The organism is Amycolatopsis sp. WAC 04197 (assembly GCF_003947475.1).
Taxonomy (GTDB): Bacteria; Actinomycetota; Actinomycetes; order Mycobacteriales; family Pseudonocardiaceae; genus Amycolatopsis; species Amycolatopsis japonica.
In genome coordinates this window covers 506,670-522,923 of the sequence record NZ_QHJK01000008.1, presented here as the reverse complement: position 1 = coordinate 522,923, position 16,254 = coordinate 506,670, and the positions used below count along the sequence as shown (strand labels likewise).

The window sequence follows — 16,254 nt, the reverse complement described above, 5'->3', positions numbered from 1 at the left end:
TTCACCTCATCTTTTCGTGCGTCCCTCGATGGCGGCGCGAGCGGCCTCGACCGACTTCCGGACGACGACCTCCTTGGAGTAGCCCTGTTTCGTGAACACTCCGTCGAGGTAGAACGTGCCGTACCCGTGGGCCTGGGTGAACAACTGCTCCATCAGTTCGAGCCCGTCCTCCGGCCGGTCGGCGACGGTGAGGCAGAGCATGACGAACTGGTCGGTCAGGCGCCGGGTCTGCTCGTGTAGCGCTGCGTGCTCCGGGCCTTGCAACCCGTCCGAGTAGATGATGTTCATCCCGGCCCGGCGTTCGATCAGGTACCCCGTGTAGGCGCCGGCGGCCGCGGCGAGCGCGGCGACCGGTTCGCTTTCGGCCTCGATGGCGTCGTGCACCCTGTCCGCCAGCTGGCAGGCGACCTTCGCGGCGATCGCGGCCAGCAGGCTTTCCTTGTCCGGGAAGTGCCGATAGGGCGCCCCGGGGCTGACCTTCGCGCGCCTGGCGACCTCGGCGACGGAGAACGCGCCGAGCCCTTGTTCGGCGATCAGGTCGAGGGAGACCCGGACGAGTTCGGCGCGAAGGTCGCCGTGATGGTACTTGCCGCCCATGTCGTGGATCACACCGTCCCGGTCGCGGAATATGTAAGAGCCCTCTTACGCTGGTTGTAAGTGACCTCTTACATGGTCTCACTGTTTCTCGGAGGGTTTCATGACGACGACCACGCACGCCATCGCCGCGCCGTCCCCGGGTGCCGCCCTGTCGCCGACGACGATCGAGCGTCGCGACCTGCGTCCGGACGACGTGCTGATCGACATCGCGTACGCGGGGATCTGCCACAGCGACATCCACCAGGTGAAGGAGGACTGGGGCAGCGCGATCTTCCCGATGGTGCCCGGTCACGAGATCGCCGGCGTCGTCGCCGCGGTCGGCTCCGACGTGACGAAGTACCAGGTCGGCGACCGGGTCGGGGTCGGCTGCATGGTCGATTCCTGTGGCGAGTGCGAGTACTGCCTCGCGGGTACCGAGCAGTTCTGCGTCAAGGGCAACATCCAAACGTACAACGGAGTCGGTTTCGACGGCGAGAACACCTACGGCGGGTACAGCCGCCAGATCGTCGTGAAGGACGCTTTCGTCTGCCGCATCCCGGAAGGCATCGGCCTCGACGTCGCCGCCCCGCTGCTGTGCGCGGGCATCACCACCTACTCCCCGCTGAACCGCTGGGGAGCGGGGCCGGGCAAGAAGGTCGCCGTCGTCGGACTCGGCGGGCTCGGGCACATGGCGGTCAAGATCGCGGTCGCGATGGGCGCTGAGGTCACCGTGCTCAGCCAGAGCCTGAAGAAGCAGGAAGACGGCCTGAAGCTGGGCGCGAAGGACTACTTCGCGACCGGCGACGCGTCGACGTTCAAGGCGCTACGCGGCCGCTTCGACCTGATCCTCAACACCGTTTCGGCGACGCTGCCCGTTGACTCCTACCTCGGCATGCTTCGGGTCGGCGGCGCGATGGTGAACGTCGGCGCGCCCGGCGAACCGCTGTCCTACAACGCCTTCTCGCTGCTGGGCGGGAACAAGGTGCTCGCCGGTTCGATGATCGGCGGGATCGCCGAGACGCAGGAGATGCTCGACTTCTGCGCCGAGCACGGGATTGGCGCGGAGATCGAGACGATCTCGGCCGACCAGGTGAACGTGGCCTACGACCGGGTCGAGAACAGCGACGTCCGCTACCGGTTCGTCATCGACGCGGCGACCATCGGCGCCTGACCTCGCTGTCCGTGAAGGCATCCTTGAGGGACTTGAATCAGCGCTGCGGCGCGAAGCGCCTCCGTTGAGGGTGGTGGCGGGGGCATGGATGGACGCTCAAGGAGGCCTTCATTTTCTACCTGCTACCAAGCCTTCCCAGGGGCGCTGCTCCATCCGGCGCCGAGACAACGCAGGCCTCAGTCGGTGCGCCCAATGTGGCATCGGAGACGCTCAGTGTCCCCAATGCCACATTGGGCGCACTCGTCCACCGAACCCACAGGTGGGTAAACACGGACGAATCCGCGCGTGAAGGCCCTTCTCTCGGCTCAGCCGAGGAAATTCGACCTTCACACCTTCCCAAGTACATGAAGGCCCCCATCCTTGCGCCTATGTACAGGAAGGGGGCTTTCATGTACTTCGGCTTCAGCTGCCCAATCCGAATCGCCACTCACGACCCGCCGCGCGTCACATCAACAGCAGCGGCAGCGTGTTCATCGCGGTGTGCGCGGCGATCGGCGCCCACAGGTTGCGGTAGCGCGACCACAGGTAGCCGGTGAACAGGCCGAAGAACCCTTGGAAGGCGACGATCGCGCCCAGGGTGAGCGGCAGTGATCCCTGTCCGTGCGTCGGCAGATGCAGCCACGCGAACAGCAGTGCCGACAGCAGGATCCCGGGCCACCGCCCGAAAAGCGCCTCCAGTCGGGTCTGCAGCATGCCGCGGAAGAACACCTCTTCGAGGACGTTCGCGGTGAAGAAGGTCAGCGTCGCGCCGACCGCCAGGTACACCGGGTCCGGGTAGTCCTCCGAAGTGGGCAGCGGCGGTGCGAGCGGGCCGAGGACGTAGAGCCAGCCGAACACGAGCACCGCCGGGACCGGCGCGAGCCACTGCCAGGTCTCCCGGGGCCGCCACGTGAGCCGGAAGGAATCCCGGGCGGGCAGCGCTCGAAGCAGAATCACCGGCAGCGCCAGGAAAACCAGCGGTTTGGCGAGCGCCCAGATGTCGCGGACCAGTGCTTGCTGTCCCGCCGCCGACAACAGGTACAACGCCAGCGGCCACACGAACGCGATGAGCGCCAGGGCCGTCGCCTGTCTGCCCAGCCCGCGCCGGTCGGTCACCTCGGGGAGCAGTTTCGGCGCGTGGAGCGGGATCCCGTGGATCAGTAGGATCCCGGCGAGCGCGGGGACCAGGGCGCCCGCGAGGGAAAGCTCCTTGGCCGAATCCGCGGACGGCTTGATCACGTCGTGCCCGGTGGCCAGCAGCAGTACGGGCGCGGCCGCGAACACCGCGAGCCCGCCGAAGAGGATTCCCCAGGCGGCACCCGGTCGGGTGCCGGTTTTTTCTGTCACCGGGCCAGGATCTTCGAAGTGGCGCGAGTCCGCGTCATCACTTCGGAGGACTTCAGCCGACCGCGATGACCTTTTCCAGGCTGCGCAGGCACAACGTGAGCGCCTCGTGCTTCGGTGTCTTCTCCCGCACCAGCTCCCATGCCGTGTAGAGCAGGCTCCAGAGCAGTTGCAGCAACCATTCCTTCGTCATCGCCGGATCGATCGAGCCCTCGGCGTGCCCGCGTTCGACGAGCCGCAGCAGGCGACGGTCGTCGTCGCTCTCCTCCGCCCATTCGGGCCGCGTCACCAGATCCGGCATGGTGAACAGCAACTGGAAGACGTCGCCGTGTTCGAAGTACTCCTGGCACAGCCGCGCCAGCGCGTCCGGCGCCGGACCGTCGTCGAGCCGGGCCCGTTCGGTGCTCCGGGAGATCTTGTCGAGGGCGTCGTGGCTGATCGCGTCGATGAGGTCCGATCGCTCCGCGAAGTACCGGTGCACCGTGGTGCGCCCGACGTTCGCCGCCGCCGCGATATCCGCCAGCGTCGCGCTCGGTTGCTTGGTCAACGTCTCGATGGCCGCGTCCAGGATCGCGCGCCGGGTCCTCGCCCGGACACCCGTCTCGGTGACCACACCCTCACTCATGGCGGTACCGTACCTCGCTCCCGATATGGAACTCGGTTGACGATTTTAGAACACGCGTGTTCCATTAAGAACCATGAAGACTCCACGATTGAAGGTGCTGTGGTCGTTCGCGCGACCGCACAAGGGGGCACTCGCGATCGGCCTGGTCCTCGCCCTGCTCGGTTCGGCGACCGGCCTCGCCTCACCCATGGTCACGAAGTGGGTACTGGATTCACTCGGCTCGTCGGCGTCGCTGGCCGGGCCGGTGCTGGCGTTGCTCGGCCTGATGCTGGTGGGCGCGGTGATCTGGCTGGCGGAGTGGGTCCTGCTCGGCACGATCGGCGAGCGGGTGGTGCTGAAGGTGCGGGAATCGATGGTGCGGCGGTTCTTCCGTGCGACGATCCCGGCGATCACGAAGCGGCCGGCGGGGGAGCTGGTCACCCGCGCCACCTCGGACACGGTGCTGTTGCGCGAGGCGGCGTCGTCCAGCGTAATCGGCTTGATCAACGGCGTGGTGATGCTCGCCGGCACTCTGGTGCTGATGAGCGTGCTCGACCCGGTGCTGCTGGCGACGACCGTGGCCGCCGTGCTCGTCGTCGTCGCGTTGTTCGCCTGGCTCATGCCCGCGATCGCGAAGGAACAGGAGAAGGCGCAAGACCGTTTGGGCCGTCTCGGCGGCGTCCTCGAGGGCGCGCTGCGGGCGATCCGCACGGTGAAGGCGAGCCGTGCCGAAACCCGGCAGGCCGACCGGATCCTGGTCGACGCGGAAGCCGCCACGGCGCACGGCGTCCGCGCGGTGCGGCGGGAAGCCGTCGCCTGGGTGGTGGCCTGGACGGGGATCCAGGGCGCGATCCTGGTGATCCTCGGCCTCGGCGCCTGGCGGGTCGAGGCGGGTTTGCTCGAAGTGTCGAGCCTCATCGCGTTCCTGTTGTACGCGTTCGCGTTGATGGAGCCGATCACCGAACTGAGCCAGAACATGACCGCGCTGCAGGCGGGGATCGCCGCGGCCGGGCGGATCCGGGAGATGGACACGCTGGAGGTGGAAGAGGACCGGGCGCCCGCCAAGACGGAGTCCGAGGGTGACCACGACGGTCCGGTGCTGGAACTGCGCGGCGTGACCGCGGGCTACGGCGGCGACCCGGCGCTGCGCGACGTTTCGCTGGCGATCCCGCGACGCGGGCACACGGCGATCGTCGGGCCGTCCGGCGCGGGCAAGACCACGATGCTGTCGCTGATCATGCGGTTCGTGCGGCCGCAATCGGGTTCCTTGCTGTTGGACGGTCGCGAGTACGCGGACCTGCCGTACGCGGACGTGCGGTCCCGGCTGGCCTACGTCGAGCAGGAGACGCCGATCGTGCCGGGGACGATCCGGGAGAACCTGCTCTTCACCCATCCGGACGCGACCGAGGACGAAGTGCGGCGGGCTCTCGAAGAGGTCCGGTTGAGCGACAAGATCGCCGCACTCGACGACGGTCTGGACACGCCGCTTTCGTCGACGTCGGTGTCCGGCGGGGAACGCCAGCGGATCGCGCTGGCCAGGGCGATCCTGCGCACGCCGGACGTGGTGCTGCTGGACGAGGCGACCGCGCAGGTCGACGGCCGGACCGAGAGCGCGATCCACGACTGCATCCGGCGGCTGGCCCGCGAAGGTGCCGTGGTCACCGTGGCGCACCGGCTGTCCACCGTGATCGACGCGGACACCATCGTGGTGATGGAGGCGGGCCGCGTCCGGGCGAGCGGAAGCCACGAGCACCTGCTCGCCACGGACACGCTGTATCGGGAATTGGTGGAGGCGTTGAGGATCGCGGGGGAGGCCGCTCCGGTACCCGGCTGACCTCAGGCGGGGACGGCGCGGACGCCCGGCGGCATCTCGCGGTTGACCTCGTCGAGCCGGGTGGCGACGGTCCGGCAGGGTTCGCAGCCCGCCAGATGCTCGGCGATCAGATCCGCGCGGCGGCCCGGCACGCCGCCGCGCAGCCACGCGCCCATCCGGCGCCGCGCTTCCTGGCAGCACGGCGCTCCCGCCTCGGGGACCTGCGCTTGAAGGAAGGCCTGGCGCAGCCCTTCGCGGGCACGCAAGGCGAGGACGGAGGCGCCGTTGGGCGACACGCCCAGCAGCGGCGCCACCACCTTCGGGGAATCGCCCTCGGCTTCGGTCCGCCACAGCACGGTCCGCCAGCGGCCGGGCAGCGCGCAGTACGCCGTCCACGCCAGCCGGGCGTTCGACCGGAGGATGACGAGTTCCTCCGCGCCCACGACTCCGGTGGCCTCTTCGACCGCCGGGGTCGTGCCGTACAGCTCGACCCGTTTGTGGTGACGGCTCCACTTGGCGGCCAGATTCCGGATGGTGACCGCGAGGTAGGGGCGGAGGTTTTCGCGCGGCCCGCCGCCGTCGCGGATGACGCTCAGAACCCGCACGAAGGCTTCGGCCACGAGGTCGTCCCGTTCGGCGGGGTCGGCGACCCAGCCGGCGGCGATGCGGCGGAGCGGCTCGGCGTGGCGCCGGAAAAGTGTCTCGCCGGCGGCGATGTCACCGGCGCGGAAGGCGTCGAGCAGCGTGGCGTCCGCTGTGGTGTCGTCGACGTCATTCCTCATCGCGGTCTCCCGAAGTAACGGGTACGGCAGTGTACCGGTAACCCGGCCACCGATAAACTCCGGGGGATGACGCCTGAAGCCGACGCGCCGCGGCCGGACGGCCGGGCGGCGCGCTGGGCGGGACAGCGGGAGCGCCGTCGACGGGAATTCGTCGACGCGGCGCTGCGCGCCATCGCCGAGCACGGTCCGGAGGTCTCCACCGAACAGATCGCCGACGAGGCGGGGGTGGCCAGAACCCGGGTGTACAAGCACTTCGACGACGCCGCCGACCTGCAGCGCTCGATCGCCGACCGCGCCGTCCGCCTCATCACCGCCGAACTGGCCCCGCTGTGGGACCCGAGCGGGACGCCGATGCAGCTGATCACCGTCGCGGTGGGCGCGCACACCGGCTGGCTCGCCGAATACGGGAACCTCTACCGCTACCTCGCCCGGCATTCCCAGGCCGGGCGGCGCGGCGACGCCATCACCGACGTCAAAACGGCGATCGCCAGGCAGCTCACCATCCTGTTCGAGCACTACCTCGCCACCTTCGACCTGGACGGCCGGATCGCCGAACCGCTCGCCTTCGGGCTGGTCGGCCTCGTCGACGCCAGTGCCGCGCGCTGGCTGGAGAATCCGGGCGGCCTCGAGCTCCCGGAGCTCGCGAGCCAGCTGGTGCGGTGGATCTGGCGGGTCATCGACGACACACTCCGGGAACGCGGGATCGAACTCGACCCGCATTCGCCGCTGCTCGTACCGGGCGGCTGACCGCTCAGGATGTGGGAGCGGGAATGAAAGCCGGTCCGCCGGTGTCGGAGCGGTCATGGTCACCCCTTTCGACGACCCGGCCTGGGCTTCGCTGACCGGCCCGCACGCCCATTTCGCGGAGCGCTCCGGCCAGGTCCTGCGCTACCAGGTCGACGTCGCGCCGTTCTTCGCCCTGCCCCCTGAGCCGGACGAAGGCGTGTGGGCCGACGTCGCCGCGCTGGCGGGCCCTGGCCAGACGGTCACCGTCCACAACGCGCTGCCCGTACCGGCCGACTGGGAAGTCCTCGGCAGGATCGCCGGAGTCCGGCTGGTCGACGTCGCGCTCGAAGCCGCCGAAGATCCCGAAGCGGTCGTGCTGGGGCCCGACGACGTCCCGGAGATGCTCGACCTCGTCGAGCGGACCAAACCGGGGCCGTTCCGGAAGCGGACCATCGAATTGGGGACATATCTGGGAATCCGGCGCGACGGCGAACTGATCGCGATGGCGGGGGAGCGGATGCACCCACCCGGCTGGACCGAGATCAGCGCAGTCTGCACCGATCCGGCGTACCGCGGCCAAGGACTGGCGACCCGGCTCATCCGCGCGGTGGCGGCGGGGATCCGCGCCCGCGGCGAACACCCGATGATGCACGCGGCGGCGACGAACACCTCGGCCATCCGGCTCTACGAATCGATCGGTTTCGAGGTGGTGCCGCGGCCGGACTTCGTGTCGGTCCGGGTCCCGGGCTCCTTGTGAAGACACGCTAACGAGGGATTTCAGAAACTCGCGATGGACTGAACAGCACGGGCGGGCCAGACTTCGCGCCATGAAGGCATTGGTCAAAGCCGACCGAGCACCCGGGCTGGAACTCACCGACGTTCCGGACCCCGCGGTCGGCCCCGGCGACGTCGCCGTCCGCGTGCTGCGCGCCGGGATCTGCGGTACCGATCTGCACATCGACTCCTGGGACGACTGGGCGTCGCGCACCATCGCCGCGCCGCTGGTCATCGGGCACGAGTTCGTCGGCGAGGTGGTTGAGATCGGCCGGTCGGTGACCACGGTCAAGGTGGGCGACCTGGTCAGCGGCGAGGGACATCTCGTCTGCGGAAGCTGCCGCAACTGCAAGGCCGGGCGGCGTCACCTGTGCGCCAGGACCAAGGGCCTCGGCGTGCACACCGACGGTGCCTTCGCGCAGTACGCCGTGCTGCCCGAGATGAACGCCTGGGTGCACCGCACCAAGGTCGACCTCGACATCGCCGCCATCTTCGACCCGCTCGGCAACGCCGTGCACACCGCGCTGTCCTTCCCCGTCATCGGCGAGGACGTGCTGGTCACCGGCGCCGGCCCGATCGGCATCATGGCCGCCGCCATCGCGCGGCACGCGGGCGCGCGCAACGTCGTCGTCACCGACGTCAGCGAGCACCGCCTGGAACTGGCCCGCGAGGTCGGCGTCGACCTCGCGCTGGACGTCTCCTCCGCGACCATCGCCGACGCGCAGCAGAAGCTCGGCATGGCCGAGGGCTTCGACGTCGGCATGGAGATGAGCGGGCGGCCCGAGGCGCTGCGCGACATGATCGCGAACATGTCCCACGGTGGGCGCGTCGCGCTGCTCGGCCTTCCCGCTTCCGACGTGTCGGTCGACATCGCGTCCGTGGTGCTGAAGATGATACAGCTCAAGGGGATCTACGGGCGCGAGATGTTCGAGACGTGGTACTCGATGTCCGTCCTGCTGCAGGCCGGGCTGGACATCTCGCCGGTGATCACCCACCGGTTCGGCTACACCGAATACGAGAAGGCGTTCGCGACGGCCAGGGAAGGCCGCTGCGGCAAGGTCATTCTGGACTGGACGGAGAACTGATGTACGGCGCGATGCGCGACGACCTCAAGGCCGGGCTCGCCGAGATCCGGGAAGCCGGGCTGTACAAGGGCGAGCGGGTGATCCAGGGACCGCAACGGGCTTCGGTCAGCGTCGGCGACGGCGACGTCCTCAACTTCTGCGCCAACAACTACCTCGGCCTCGCCGACCACCCCAAGTTGATCAAGGCCGCGCAAGAGGCGCTGGACCGCTGGGGCTTCGGTATGGCGTCGGTGCGGTTCATCTGCGGGACCCAGCAGCCGCACAAGGAACTCGAGGCGAAGCTGTCGGAGTTCCTCGGCACCGAGGACACGATCCTCTACAGCTCCTGTTTCGACGCCAACGCCGGGCTGTTCGAGACGCTGCTGACCGATCAGGACGTCATCATCTCCGACGAGCTCAACCACGCGTCGATCATCGACGGCGTCCGGCTCTGCAAGGCGAAGCGGATGCGCTACCGCAACCGTGACGTCGCGGATCTGGAGGCCAGGCTGAAGGAGGCGTCAGGCGCGCGGTACCGGATGATCGCCACCGACGGCGTGTTCTCGATGGACGGCTACCTAGCCCCGCTCGACGAGATCTGCGAGCTGGCCGAGCGCTACGACGCGCTGGTGATGGTGGACGACTCGCACGCCGTCGGTTTCACCGGTCCGACCGGTCGCGGGACGCCCGAGCTGTTCGGCGTGCAGGACAAGGTCGACGTACTGACGGGCACGCTCGGCAAGGCACTCGGCGGCGCGAGCGGCGGCTACACCTCGGGCCGCGCGGAGATCGTCGAGATGCTGCGCCAGCGCTCGCGGCCGTACCTGTTCTCGAACTCGCTGGCGCCGTCGATCACGGCGGCCGCGCTCGCCACGCTGGAACTGCTGGACTCCTCCAGCGACCTGCTGGGCAAGCTGCGCGCCAACACCGAGCTGTTCCGGCGCCGGATGACCGAGGCCGGTTTCGATCTGCTTCCGGGTGAGCACCCCATCATCCCGGTGATGATCGGCGACGCCGCTAAGGCCGGAAAGATGGCGGATCTGCTGCTCGACCAGGGCATCTACGTGATCGGCTTCTCGTACCCGGTGGTGCCGCACGGTAAGGCGCGGATCCGGACGCAGATGTCGGCCGCGCATTCGACCGAGGACGTCAACCGGGCCGTCGACGCGTTCGTGACGGCAAGGTCCATGATGGACGAATGATCGATCCGCGACGGCTGCGCGTGCTGCGGGCCCTCGCCGACCACGGGACCGTGACGGCGGCGGGTCAGGCGCTGCACCTGACGCCGTCCGCGGTCTCCCAGCAGCTGGCCGCCCTCGAAGCCGAGTGCGGCCAGCAGCTGCTTCGCCGCCGGGGCAGGCGGGTCTCGCTGACCCCGGCGGGTGAATTGATGGTGGTGCACGCCAACGCCGTCGCCGCCGAACTGGAACGGGCGCAGGCGACCCTCGCTGCGCTCGATTCCGGTGTCCAGGGCATGGTGCGGCTGGCGAGTTTCGCCTCCGCGATCACGATGGTCGTGGCGCCCGCGATCGCTTCACTGCGTGCCGGTTCGCCCGGGGTCACCATGCAGGTGCAGGACGTCGAGGGGCACGCGAGCATCCCGTTGCTGCTCGACGGCGAGGTCGATCTGGCGATCACCGAGGAGTACCGGCTCTCGCCACGGACGGATGAAAGCAGGCTCACCCGGTTCCCGTTGTACGTGGAGCCCTTCGACGTCGTGCTGCCCACCGCGCACCGGCTCGCCGGGGCGTCCGAAGTGGACATCGACGATCTCGCCGACGACGAGTGGATCGCGCCGAAACCCGGGAATCCCTGCCGCGACGTGCTGATGATCGTCTGCGCCAATCCGGAGATCCGGCACGTCTCCGACGATTTCCACGCGATCACCACCCTGGTCGCCGCCGGCGAGGGGGTGGCCTTGGTGCCGCGTAATGCTTTCACGGCGGTTCCCGGTGCGGTGGCCGTCCCGTTGCGCGGCGAACCGCCGCTGCGCCGGGTGTTCGCCGCCGTCCGGCGGGGGAGCGCGGATCATCCGTTGCTCAAGACCGTGCTCGCCGCGTTGCTGGACGCGGCGCCGGGTCATGCGAATGCGGAGCGGGGGAGTCGCACTTAAGATCTGGGCACCTGCCGTCGAAGGAAAGACAGGGTCCGGATGCTCCAGATCGATGCCCTCACCTGGATCGTCACGATCGGGCTGGTGCTCGGGCTCCTGGCGCTCGATCTCATCCTCGCGGCCGTGCGGCCGCACAAGGTCGGCTTCGGCGAGGCGGTGGCCTGGTCGATCGGCTACATCCTGGTCGCGGTGGCGTTCGGTGTCTGGCTGACGCTGGCGCACGGCGGTGACTTCGGGCAGCAGTACTTCGCGGGCTACATCGTGGAGAAGAGCCTGTCGGTCGACAACCTCTTCGTCTTCGTGATCATCATGAGCACCTTCGCGGTCCCCGAGGAACACCAGCACAAGGTGCTCACGTTCGGCATCGTCGTCGCCCTGATCATGCGCGCGATCTTCATCGCCCTCGGCGCGACGCTGCTTTCCTTGTTCTCCTTCATGTTCCTGCTGTTCGGGCTGCTGCTGATCTACACCGGTGTCCAGCTGTTCCGGCATCGCGACGAGGATCCGGACGTCGAGAACAACGTGGTGGTGCGGACCGCGCGCCGTCTGCTGCCGCTGTCGACCGAGTACGACGGCGGCAAGCTGTTCACCCGGGTCGAGGGAAAGCGCGTGGGCACGCCGCTGGTCGTGGTGCTGCTCGCGATCGGCGGGATCGACCTGCTGTTCGCGCTGGACTCGATCCCCGCGGTCTTCGGTGTCACCGACGAGCCGTATCTGGTCTTCGCGGCCAACGCGTTCGCCCTGCTGGGGCTGCGGGCGCTGTACTTCCTCGTGAAGGGCCTGCTCGATCGCCTGGTGTACCTGTCCGCCGGGCTCGCGGTGATCCTCGGGTTCATCGGGATCAAGCTGATCCTGCACTGGGCCCACGTGGACATCGACGAAAGCGTTCCGGAGATCTCGACGCCGGTCAGCCTCGCGGTGATCATCGGCATCCTCGTGGTGGTGACGGTGGCGAGCCTGCTCAAGACCCGCAACGATCCTTCCGCCAAAGCGCACCCGGGTTCGCTGCGCGGCTCTCGCCCCGAAGAGGACTAGCGCCAGCCCGCCTCGAGGAGATCGAAGATCCTCTCGACGTCCTCTCGCGGATCCTTTCGGCCTCGGGTGAGGGCCGGGATGTCCAGTACGAAGCGGGCGAGCGCGCGGCAAGCGATGTCTTCGGAGCTCACGCCGGTCTCCTCGGCGATGGCGGCGCCGAGGGCCGCGGCGTGCCGGGTCCACATGCGCTCGCCGTACTCCTGCAGTGCCGGGGTGCCGCTCACCAGCGCGGTGAACTCGACGTACTGGGGATGCGTCGTGAGCGGAAGCCAGGTGGCGAGCACGTAGGCGCGCAACGCCTCGACGATGCTCTGACCCTCTTCGCGCTCCCGGACGGCGGCGACCAGGCGCGCCTCGCGGTCCTCTGATTCGTCGAAGACCAGCGCTTCCTTGCCGGGGAAGTGCTTGAACAGCGTCGTCGTCGAGACGTCGGCCGCCTCGGCGATGTCGCGGATGCTGACCTGGTCGTAGCCGCGCTCCAGGAACAGGTTCAGCGCGGCGTCCGCCAATGCCTGGCGGGTGGCCGCCTTCTTGCGTTCACGCCGTCCCGGTGTCTCCATGGGCGCACTCTACATCAAGGGTTGTCACGGTCACTAAGTTGACTCGTTGCACTTTTTAACTCGTTCTGCTTTTCTGGTGTTCATGACGATCAGCATCATCGGAGCGGGTCCCGGTGGCCTGACCTGCGCCCGCATCCTTCAACAGCACGGCATTCCCGTGACGGTCTACGACCGGGACCCCCATCCCGCGGCTCGCAACCAGGGCGGCACCCTCGACCTGCACGCGGACGACGGGCAGCTGGCCCTGCGCGAAGCCGGCCTCCTCGACGAGTTCTTCGCGCTCGCCCGGCCGGAAGGGCAGGAGATGCGCAAACTGGATCCCGCCGGACGGCTCGTGGCGCACCATGTCCCGGCCGAGGGGGAGCTGTTCAAACCGGAGATCGACCGCGGTCAGTTGCGTGGTCTGCTTCTCGACTCGCTGAAGCCGGACACTGTCCAGTGGGGACGGACCCTGGAGCGCGTCGAGGCTCCCGGGCTTCTTCGGTTCACGGATGGGGAGACGGTCGAGACGGACCTGATCATCGGCGCCGACGGCGCGTGGTCGCGGGTCCGTCCGGCGGTTTCGGCGGCCGTGCCCGAGTACGTCGGGGTCACCTTCCTGGAGGCGTGGTTCGACGATGTCCGGAACGCGCATCCCGAACTCGCCGAACTCGTCGGCCAGGGCAGCGCGATGGCGGCCGACGGCGAGCGGTGTCTGTTCGCGCAGCGCAACAGTGGCGACCACATCCGGGTCTACATCGTCCAGCGGATGCCCGCGGACTGGGCCGGGTCGGGTGGTGACGTCCGCGGTCGGCTACTCGAAGCGTTCTCCGGCTGGTCGCCGTCGTTGCTGCGGATGATCACCGACAACGACGGGCCGTATGTCGATCGGCCGTTGTTCGCGCTGCCGGTCCCGCATACGTGGGAGCACAAGCCTTGGGTGACCCTGCTCGGCGATGCCGCTCACCTGATGCCGCCGCTGGGTGTCGGGGTCAACCTGGCGATGCTCGACGCTTGCGAACTCGCTCTGGCGTTGGCCGGCTCGGCCAGTTTGGGTGAGGCTGTCGGGGTTTATGAGGCGACGATGCTGCCGCGGTCGGCGGAGGTCGCGCGGCGGCTGGAGAATGGTGCCCAGGGGTTGCTTGATGCCGATTAGTGTTGCTGTGTAACGGTTTCAGAAACTGTCGGTGGTCGGTTGTACGTTCTGCGTGTGGACACACTCAACGCCACTGTGGCGCTATTGAAGGAAATCACGTCGTCGGAAGTTTTGCGGGAGGTTAATGCTTCGCTGGATTCGTTGGGGGATCAGGATGCCGTGGATGCCGCCATCGCGGCGTCAGAGGGCATCGCACGCTTGGAGGCAATTCGGTTCCGCGCTCTGGGGCGATTAAGCCGTCATCGCGATGGAGCTTCCAGTGTCGTGCAGGAGGTCGCGTTCGCTCTGTCCGTTGTGGACGGACATGCCGCCGGGCTCGTCTCCACCGCTCAGGCACTGACCACCCGCCTGCCACGCACACTGGGGCTCCTGGACGCCGGGAAGGTGGGCGGCTATGGTGCGATGAAAGTCGCCACAGCCACTGCCTGGCTCTCGGACGAGGACGCCCGTGCGGTGGACGCGGTCCTGGAAGATCGGATCCCGGACCGCAACTCCGACCAGATTCGGAAAGCCGCCAACCACGCGGCGATGATGGCCGACCGCGACGGCGCCTCCCGCCGCGCCGAACGCAACCGCGGCGGACGTCGCTTGACCGTACGGCACGGCGACACCGGCGTGGCCTCCATCGAAGTCGAAGACGGGCCCGCCGAAAAGGTCGCCGCCGCCTACACCCGCATCGACCGCGAAGCCCGCGCCCTGCGAGCCGACGGGGAAACCCGCACCCTGGATCAGTTACGCGCTGACGTCGCCCTCGACCTTCTGCTGGGCGGTCAGGGAGGGAAGAGCGAACGGTCCGAAGTGTTTCTCTACATGGACCTGAACACCTATCTCGGGTTGAACGATGATCCCGCTGAGATGGCCGGGCATGGGCATATCCCGGCCTCGCTGGCGCGGGAGATCGCCAGTGGGTCGAATACGGTGTTGCGGCGGATCATCACCGACCCACTCTCAGGGCAGGTTCTCGACCTCGGCCGGAACCGCTACCGACCTACTGCCGGTCTGGACGAGTTCGTGCGGGTGCGGGACCGTGAGTGCCGAAGACCCGGCTGCCACCGCGTGGCACAGGCTTGCGACCTCGACCATTCCCTGCCCTGGCAACACGGCGGCCATACGTCGGATACCGAGCTGATCGATCTGTGCCGCCGCGACCACCGGTTGAAGGACGAGCCTGGGTGGAACTACCGGTTGGGTTCTGACGGGACTCTGACGATCACCACGCCCACGGGGCAGCGCTACGACAGCACGCCTCCGCCGCTGCACGAACCCCGCGACGAAGCACCACCGTTCTGAGCCCTCGCCGGAAAATGACCACGGTGTTGTATGCCCAACGGTTGTGTTGCCGGGAATCGGCGATGGTTCACGAGTAGCCGACCTCGTCATGCGTCGCTATGGCGTCGCCGGAAAACGACCACGGCTCAACTCCGAGGAGGTCCTCACGCAGTCTCCTGTGGCCGAGACGGCTGTCGCCGGAATCCGGCAACGCTCCGCCAGAGCGGACGGGACTCCAAACGTTGCCCCTGCCGCCTGCCCATTACCGAAATATGGCTACGTCCCCAAGGTGTCACGCCGCCGGCATGTCCTGCCTGCTCCGAAAGCCCGCCGCTCCGGGAATGACGACCATCGTGAGCCGTGATCCCTGCGGTTGGGAAAGAGAGATCCGCGAGGGTCTACCCGAGAAAGTCGCTCACCAGGTCACTCGACACAGGGCGGCATTCGTCGAAGTACGCGTGCCGCGCGCCGGCGAAGAGATGCATCCGCGCGTCGGGAATCCGGTCCGTCAGCAACGGCGCGTTCGCCACGGGCGCGAGCAGGTCGTCGTCGCCGTGCAGGACCAGCGTGGGCGCGCTGATCTCCGGAAGCGCGTCCCAGGCGTCGTGGCTGTTGCTCGCGACGAGATGCCCGCGCACCGCGTGCGGTGGCATACCGTGCGCGCCCAGCACCCGGTACGGACCGGGATTCGCCGCGCGCCAGGCGGGCGTGTACATCAAGTCCGTCAGCGTCTCGCGAGCTTCCGCCGAGGATCGTCGCGCCAGCGCCAGCCGCACGTCGTTCGATCGCTCGACGCCGTGCTTGCCGCCCGGCGTGGTGCAGCCGAGCACCAGCCGCCGCACCCGATCGGGATACCGCGCGGCGACCCACTGCGCGACGCGCCCGCCCATCGACGTGCCGTAGACGTCGGCCTCGCCGACCCCGAGGTCGTCGAGCACCGCGATCACGTCGTCCGCGAAGCCCGTTGTGGAGTAAGCGGAATCGGGCGCGTCGCTGGCGCCGGTGCCGCGATAGTCCATGGTGATCGTGCTCGGGAAATCCCCGCGCGTGCGGTCCCACCACGTGTGGTCGTTCGCCTGCCCGGCCAGCAGCACGAGCGGCCGGCCCGTGCCGTGCCACTGGTAGGCCAGCCGGGTGCCGTCGGCGGCGACGGCGTGGCCGGTGCGGGGGAGCGTGCTCATTCTTCTCCTGTTCGGTCTTCCCGGAGCCGCCCGGAGCCGTTCGCGGACCAGCGGACGGACGCCGACTCAGACCGACCGCGACGATCCCGGTGACCACCCCGGGTTTTCGAGGCGAGCACGGCGACCGC

16 protein-coding genes are annotated in these 16,254 nt (G+C 68.4%); 10 read left to right on the top strand and 6 right to left on the bottom strand.

Features of this window, described 5'->3' with window-relative positions; all coding sequences use genetic code 11:
* Nucleotides 1-6: 6 nt before the first annotated feature.
* Nucleotides 7-609 (bottom strand): TetR/AcrR family transcriptional regulator, encoded by a 603-nt coding sequence (locus DMC64_RS29375; RefSeq protein WP_125736144.1) that lies wholly within the window; start codon nt 607-609, stop codon nt 7-9.
* A gap of 88 nt (nt 610-697) precedes the next feature.
* On the opposite strand from DMC64_RS29375, the gene DMC64_RS29370 reads away from it, so the two are divergent.
* Nucleotides 698-1,747, top strand: a complete 1,050-nt coding sequence (locus DMC64_RS29370; RefSeq protein ID WP_037339662.1) for an NAD(P)-dependent alcohol dehydrogenase — start codon at nt 698-700, stop codon at nt 1,745-1,747.
* A 444-nt stretch (nt 1,748-2,191) separates the two neighbouring features.
* Here DMC64_RS29370 and DMC64_RS29365 read toward each other — a convergent pair whose 3' ends face one another.
* On the bottom strand, nt 2,192-3,073 hold the full coding sequence (locus DMC64_RS29365) for a CPBP family intramembrane glutamic endopeptidase (RefSeq protein ID WP_125736143.1): 882 nt from the start codon (nt 3,071-3,073) through the stop codon (nt 2,192-2,194).
* Between the two features lie 52 nt (nt 3,074-3,125).
* Nucleotides 3,126-3,695: a TetR/AcrR family transcriptional regulator gene (locus DMC64_RS29360; RefSeq protein ID WP_125736142.1), complete on the bottom strand. Its 570-nt coding sequence runs from the start codon at nt 3,693-3,695 to the stop codon at nt 3,126-3,128.
* Nucleotides 3,696-3,768: 73 nt separating this feature from the next.
* Between DMC64_RS29360 and DMC64_RS29355 the strand changes: the two genes are divergently transcribed.
* On the top strand, nt 3,769-5,508 hold the full coding sequence (locus DMC64_RS29355; protein ID WP_233629858.1) for an ABC transporter ATP-binding protein: 1,740 nt from the start codon (nt 3,769-3,771) through the stop codon (nt 5,506-5,508).
* Nucleotides 5,509-5,510: 2 nt separating this feature from the next.
* On the opposite strand, the gene DMC64_RS29350 is transcribed toward DMC64_RS29355, so the two are convergent.
* Nucleotides 5,511-6,269, bottom strand: a complete 759-nt coding sequence (locus DMC64_RS29350; protein ID WP_125736141.1) for a sigma-70 family RNA polymerase sigma factor — start codon at nt 6,267-6,269, stop codon at nt 5,511-5,513.
* Between the two features lie 66 nt (nt 6,270-6,335).
* On the opposite strand from DMC64_RS29350, the gene DMC64_RS29345 reads away from it, so the two are divergent.
* From DMC64_RS29345 to DMC64_RS29320, 6 genes are all read left to right on the top strand, one after another.
* Nucleotides 6,336-7,016 carry a TetR/AcrR family transcriptional regulator gene (locus DMC64_RS29345; protein ID WP_125736140.1) on the top strand — a complete coding sequence of 227 codons (681 nt, stop codon included), beginning with the start codon at nt 6,336-6,338 and terminating at the stop codon, nt 7,014-7,016.
* 55 nt (nt 7,017-7,071) lie between these two features.
* A complete protein-coding gene (locus DMC64_RS29340) occupies nt 7,072-7,752 on the top strand; it encodes a GNAT family N-acetyltransferase (protein ID WP_125736139.1) in 681 nt (226 codons plus the stop codon).
* Nucleotides 7,753-7,822: 70 nt separating this feature from the next.
* Complete coding sequence (gene tdh, locus DMC64_RS29335; RefSeq protein WP_125736138.1) at nt 7,823-8,854, top strand: L-threonine 3-dehydrogenase; 1,032 nt, start codon at nt 7,823-7,825, stop codon at nt 8,852-8,854.
* Nucleotides 8,854-10,035: a glycine C-acetyltransferase gene (locus tag DMC64_RS29330; protein ID WP_125736137.1), complete on the top strand. Its 1,182-nt coding sequence runs from the start codon at nt 8,854-8,856 to the stop codon at nt 10,033-10,035. The genes tdh and DMC64_RS29330 overlap by 1 nt, the downstream gene beginning before the upstream one ends.
* Nucleotides 10,032-10,946 (top strand): LysR family transcriptional regulator, encoded by a 915-nt coding sequence (locus tag DMC64_RS29325; protein ID WP_125736136.1) that lies wholly within the window; start codon nt 10,032-10,034, stop codon nt 10,944-10,946. The genes DMC64_RS29330 and DMC64_RS29325 overlap by 4 nt, the downstream gene beginning before the upstream one ends.
* A 39-nt stretch (nt 10,947-10,985) precedes the next feature.
* Nucleotides 10,986-11,981: a TerC/Alx family metal homeostasis membrane protein gene (locus tag DMC64_RS29320; protein WP_037339647.1), complete on the top strand. Its 996-nt coding sequence runs from the start codon at nt 10,986-10,988 to the stop codon at nt 11,979-11,981.
* On the opposite strand, the gene DMC64_RS29315 is transcribed toward DMC64_RS29320, so the two are convergent.
* Complete coding sequence (locus DMC64_RS29315) at nt 11,978-12,541, bottom strand: TetR/AcrR family transcriptional regulator (protein WP_125736135.1); 564 nt, start codon at nt 12,539-12,541, stop codon at nt 11,978-11,980. The two genes, DMC64_RS29320 and DMC64_RS29315, sit on opposite strands and share 4 nt — an antisense overlap.
* A gap of 82 nt (nt 12,542-12,623) precedes the next feature.
* On the opposite strand from DMC64_RS29315, the gene DMC64_RS29310 reads away from it, so the two are divergent.
* Nucleotides 12,624-13,676 carry an NAD(P)/FAD-dependent oxidoreductase gene (locus DMC64_RS29310; RefSeq protein WP_125736134.1) on the top strand — a complete coding sequence of 351 codons (1,053 nt, stop codon included), beginning with the start codon at nt 12,624-12,626 and terminating at the stop codon, nt 13,674-13,676.
* 54 nt (nt 13,677-13,730) lie between these two features.
* Nucleotides 13,731-14,966 carry a DUF222 domain-containing protein gene (locus DMC64_RS29305; protein ID WP_370325003.1) on the top strand — a complete coding sequence of 412 codons (1,236 nt, stop codon included), beginning with the start codon at nt 13,731-13,733 and terminating at the stop codon, nt 14,964-14,966.
* Between the two features lie 377 nt (nt 14,967-15,343).
* Here DMC64_RS29305 and DMC64_RS29300 read toward each other — a convergent pair whose 3' ends face one another.
* Nucleotides 15,344-16,126 carry an alpha/beta fold hydrolase gene (locus DMC64_RS29300; protein ID WP_125736133.1) on the bottom strand — a complete coding sequence of 261 codons (783 nt, stop codon included), beginning with the start codon at nt 16,124-16,126 and terminating at the stop codon, nt 15,344-15,346.
* Nucleotides 16,127-16,254: the final 128 nt, after the last annotated feature.

Coding starts and splice junctions, on each gene's coding strand:
- DMC64_RS29370 (WP_037339662.1), top strand. CDS start 698: ATGACGACGACCACGCACGCCATCGCCGCGCCGTCCCCGGGTGCCGCC.
- tdh (WP_125736138.1), top strand. CDS start 7,823: ATGAAGGCATTGGTCAAAGCCGACCGAGCACCCGGGCTGGAACTCACC.
- DMC64_RS29350 (WP_125736141.1), bottom strand. CDS start 6,269: ATGAGGAATGACGTCGACGACACCACAGCGGACGCCACGCTGCTCGAC.
- DMC64_RS29330 (WP_125736137.1), top strand. CDS start 8,854: ATGTACGGCGCGATGCGCGACGACCTCAAGGCCGGGCTCGCCGAGATC.
- DMC64_RS29315 (WP_125736135.1), bottom strand. CDS start 12,541: ATGGAGACACCGGGACGGCGTGAACGCAAGAAGGCGGCCACCCGCCAG.
- DMC64_RS29345 (WP_125736140.1), top strand. CDS start 6,336: ATGACGCCTGAAGCCGACGCGCCGCGGCCGGACGGCCGGGCGGCGCGC.
- DMC64_RS29310 (WP_125736134.1), top strand. CDS start 12,624: ATGACGATCAGCATCATCGGAGCGGGTCCCGGTGGCCTGACCTGCGCC.
- DMC64_RS29320 (WP_037339647.1), top strand. CDS start 10,986: ATGCTCCAGATCGATGCCCTCACCTGGATCGTCACGATCGGGCTGGTG.
- DMC64_RS29300 (WP_125736133.1), bottom strand. CDS start 16,126: ATGAGCACGCTCCCCCGCACCGGCCACGCCGTCGCCGCCGACGGCACC.
- DMC64_RS29360 (WP_125736142.1), bottom strand. CDS start 3,695: ATGAGTGAGGGTGTGGTCACCGAGACGGGTGTCCGGGCGAGGACCCGG.
- DMC64_RS29325 (WP_125736136.1), top strand. CDS start 10,032: ATGATCGATCCGCGACGGCTGCGCGTGCTGCGGGCCCTCGCCGACCAC.
- DMC64_RS29355 (WP_233629858.1), top strand. CDS start 3,769: ATGAAGACTCCACGATTGAAGGTGCTGTGGTCGTTCGCGCGACCGCAC.
- DMC64_RS29340 (WP_125736139.1), top strand. CDS start 7,072: ATGGTCACCCCTTTCGACGACCCGGCCTGGGCTTCGCTGACCGGCCCG.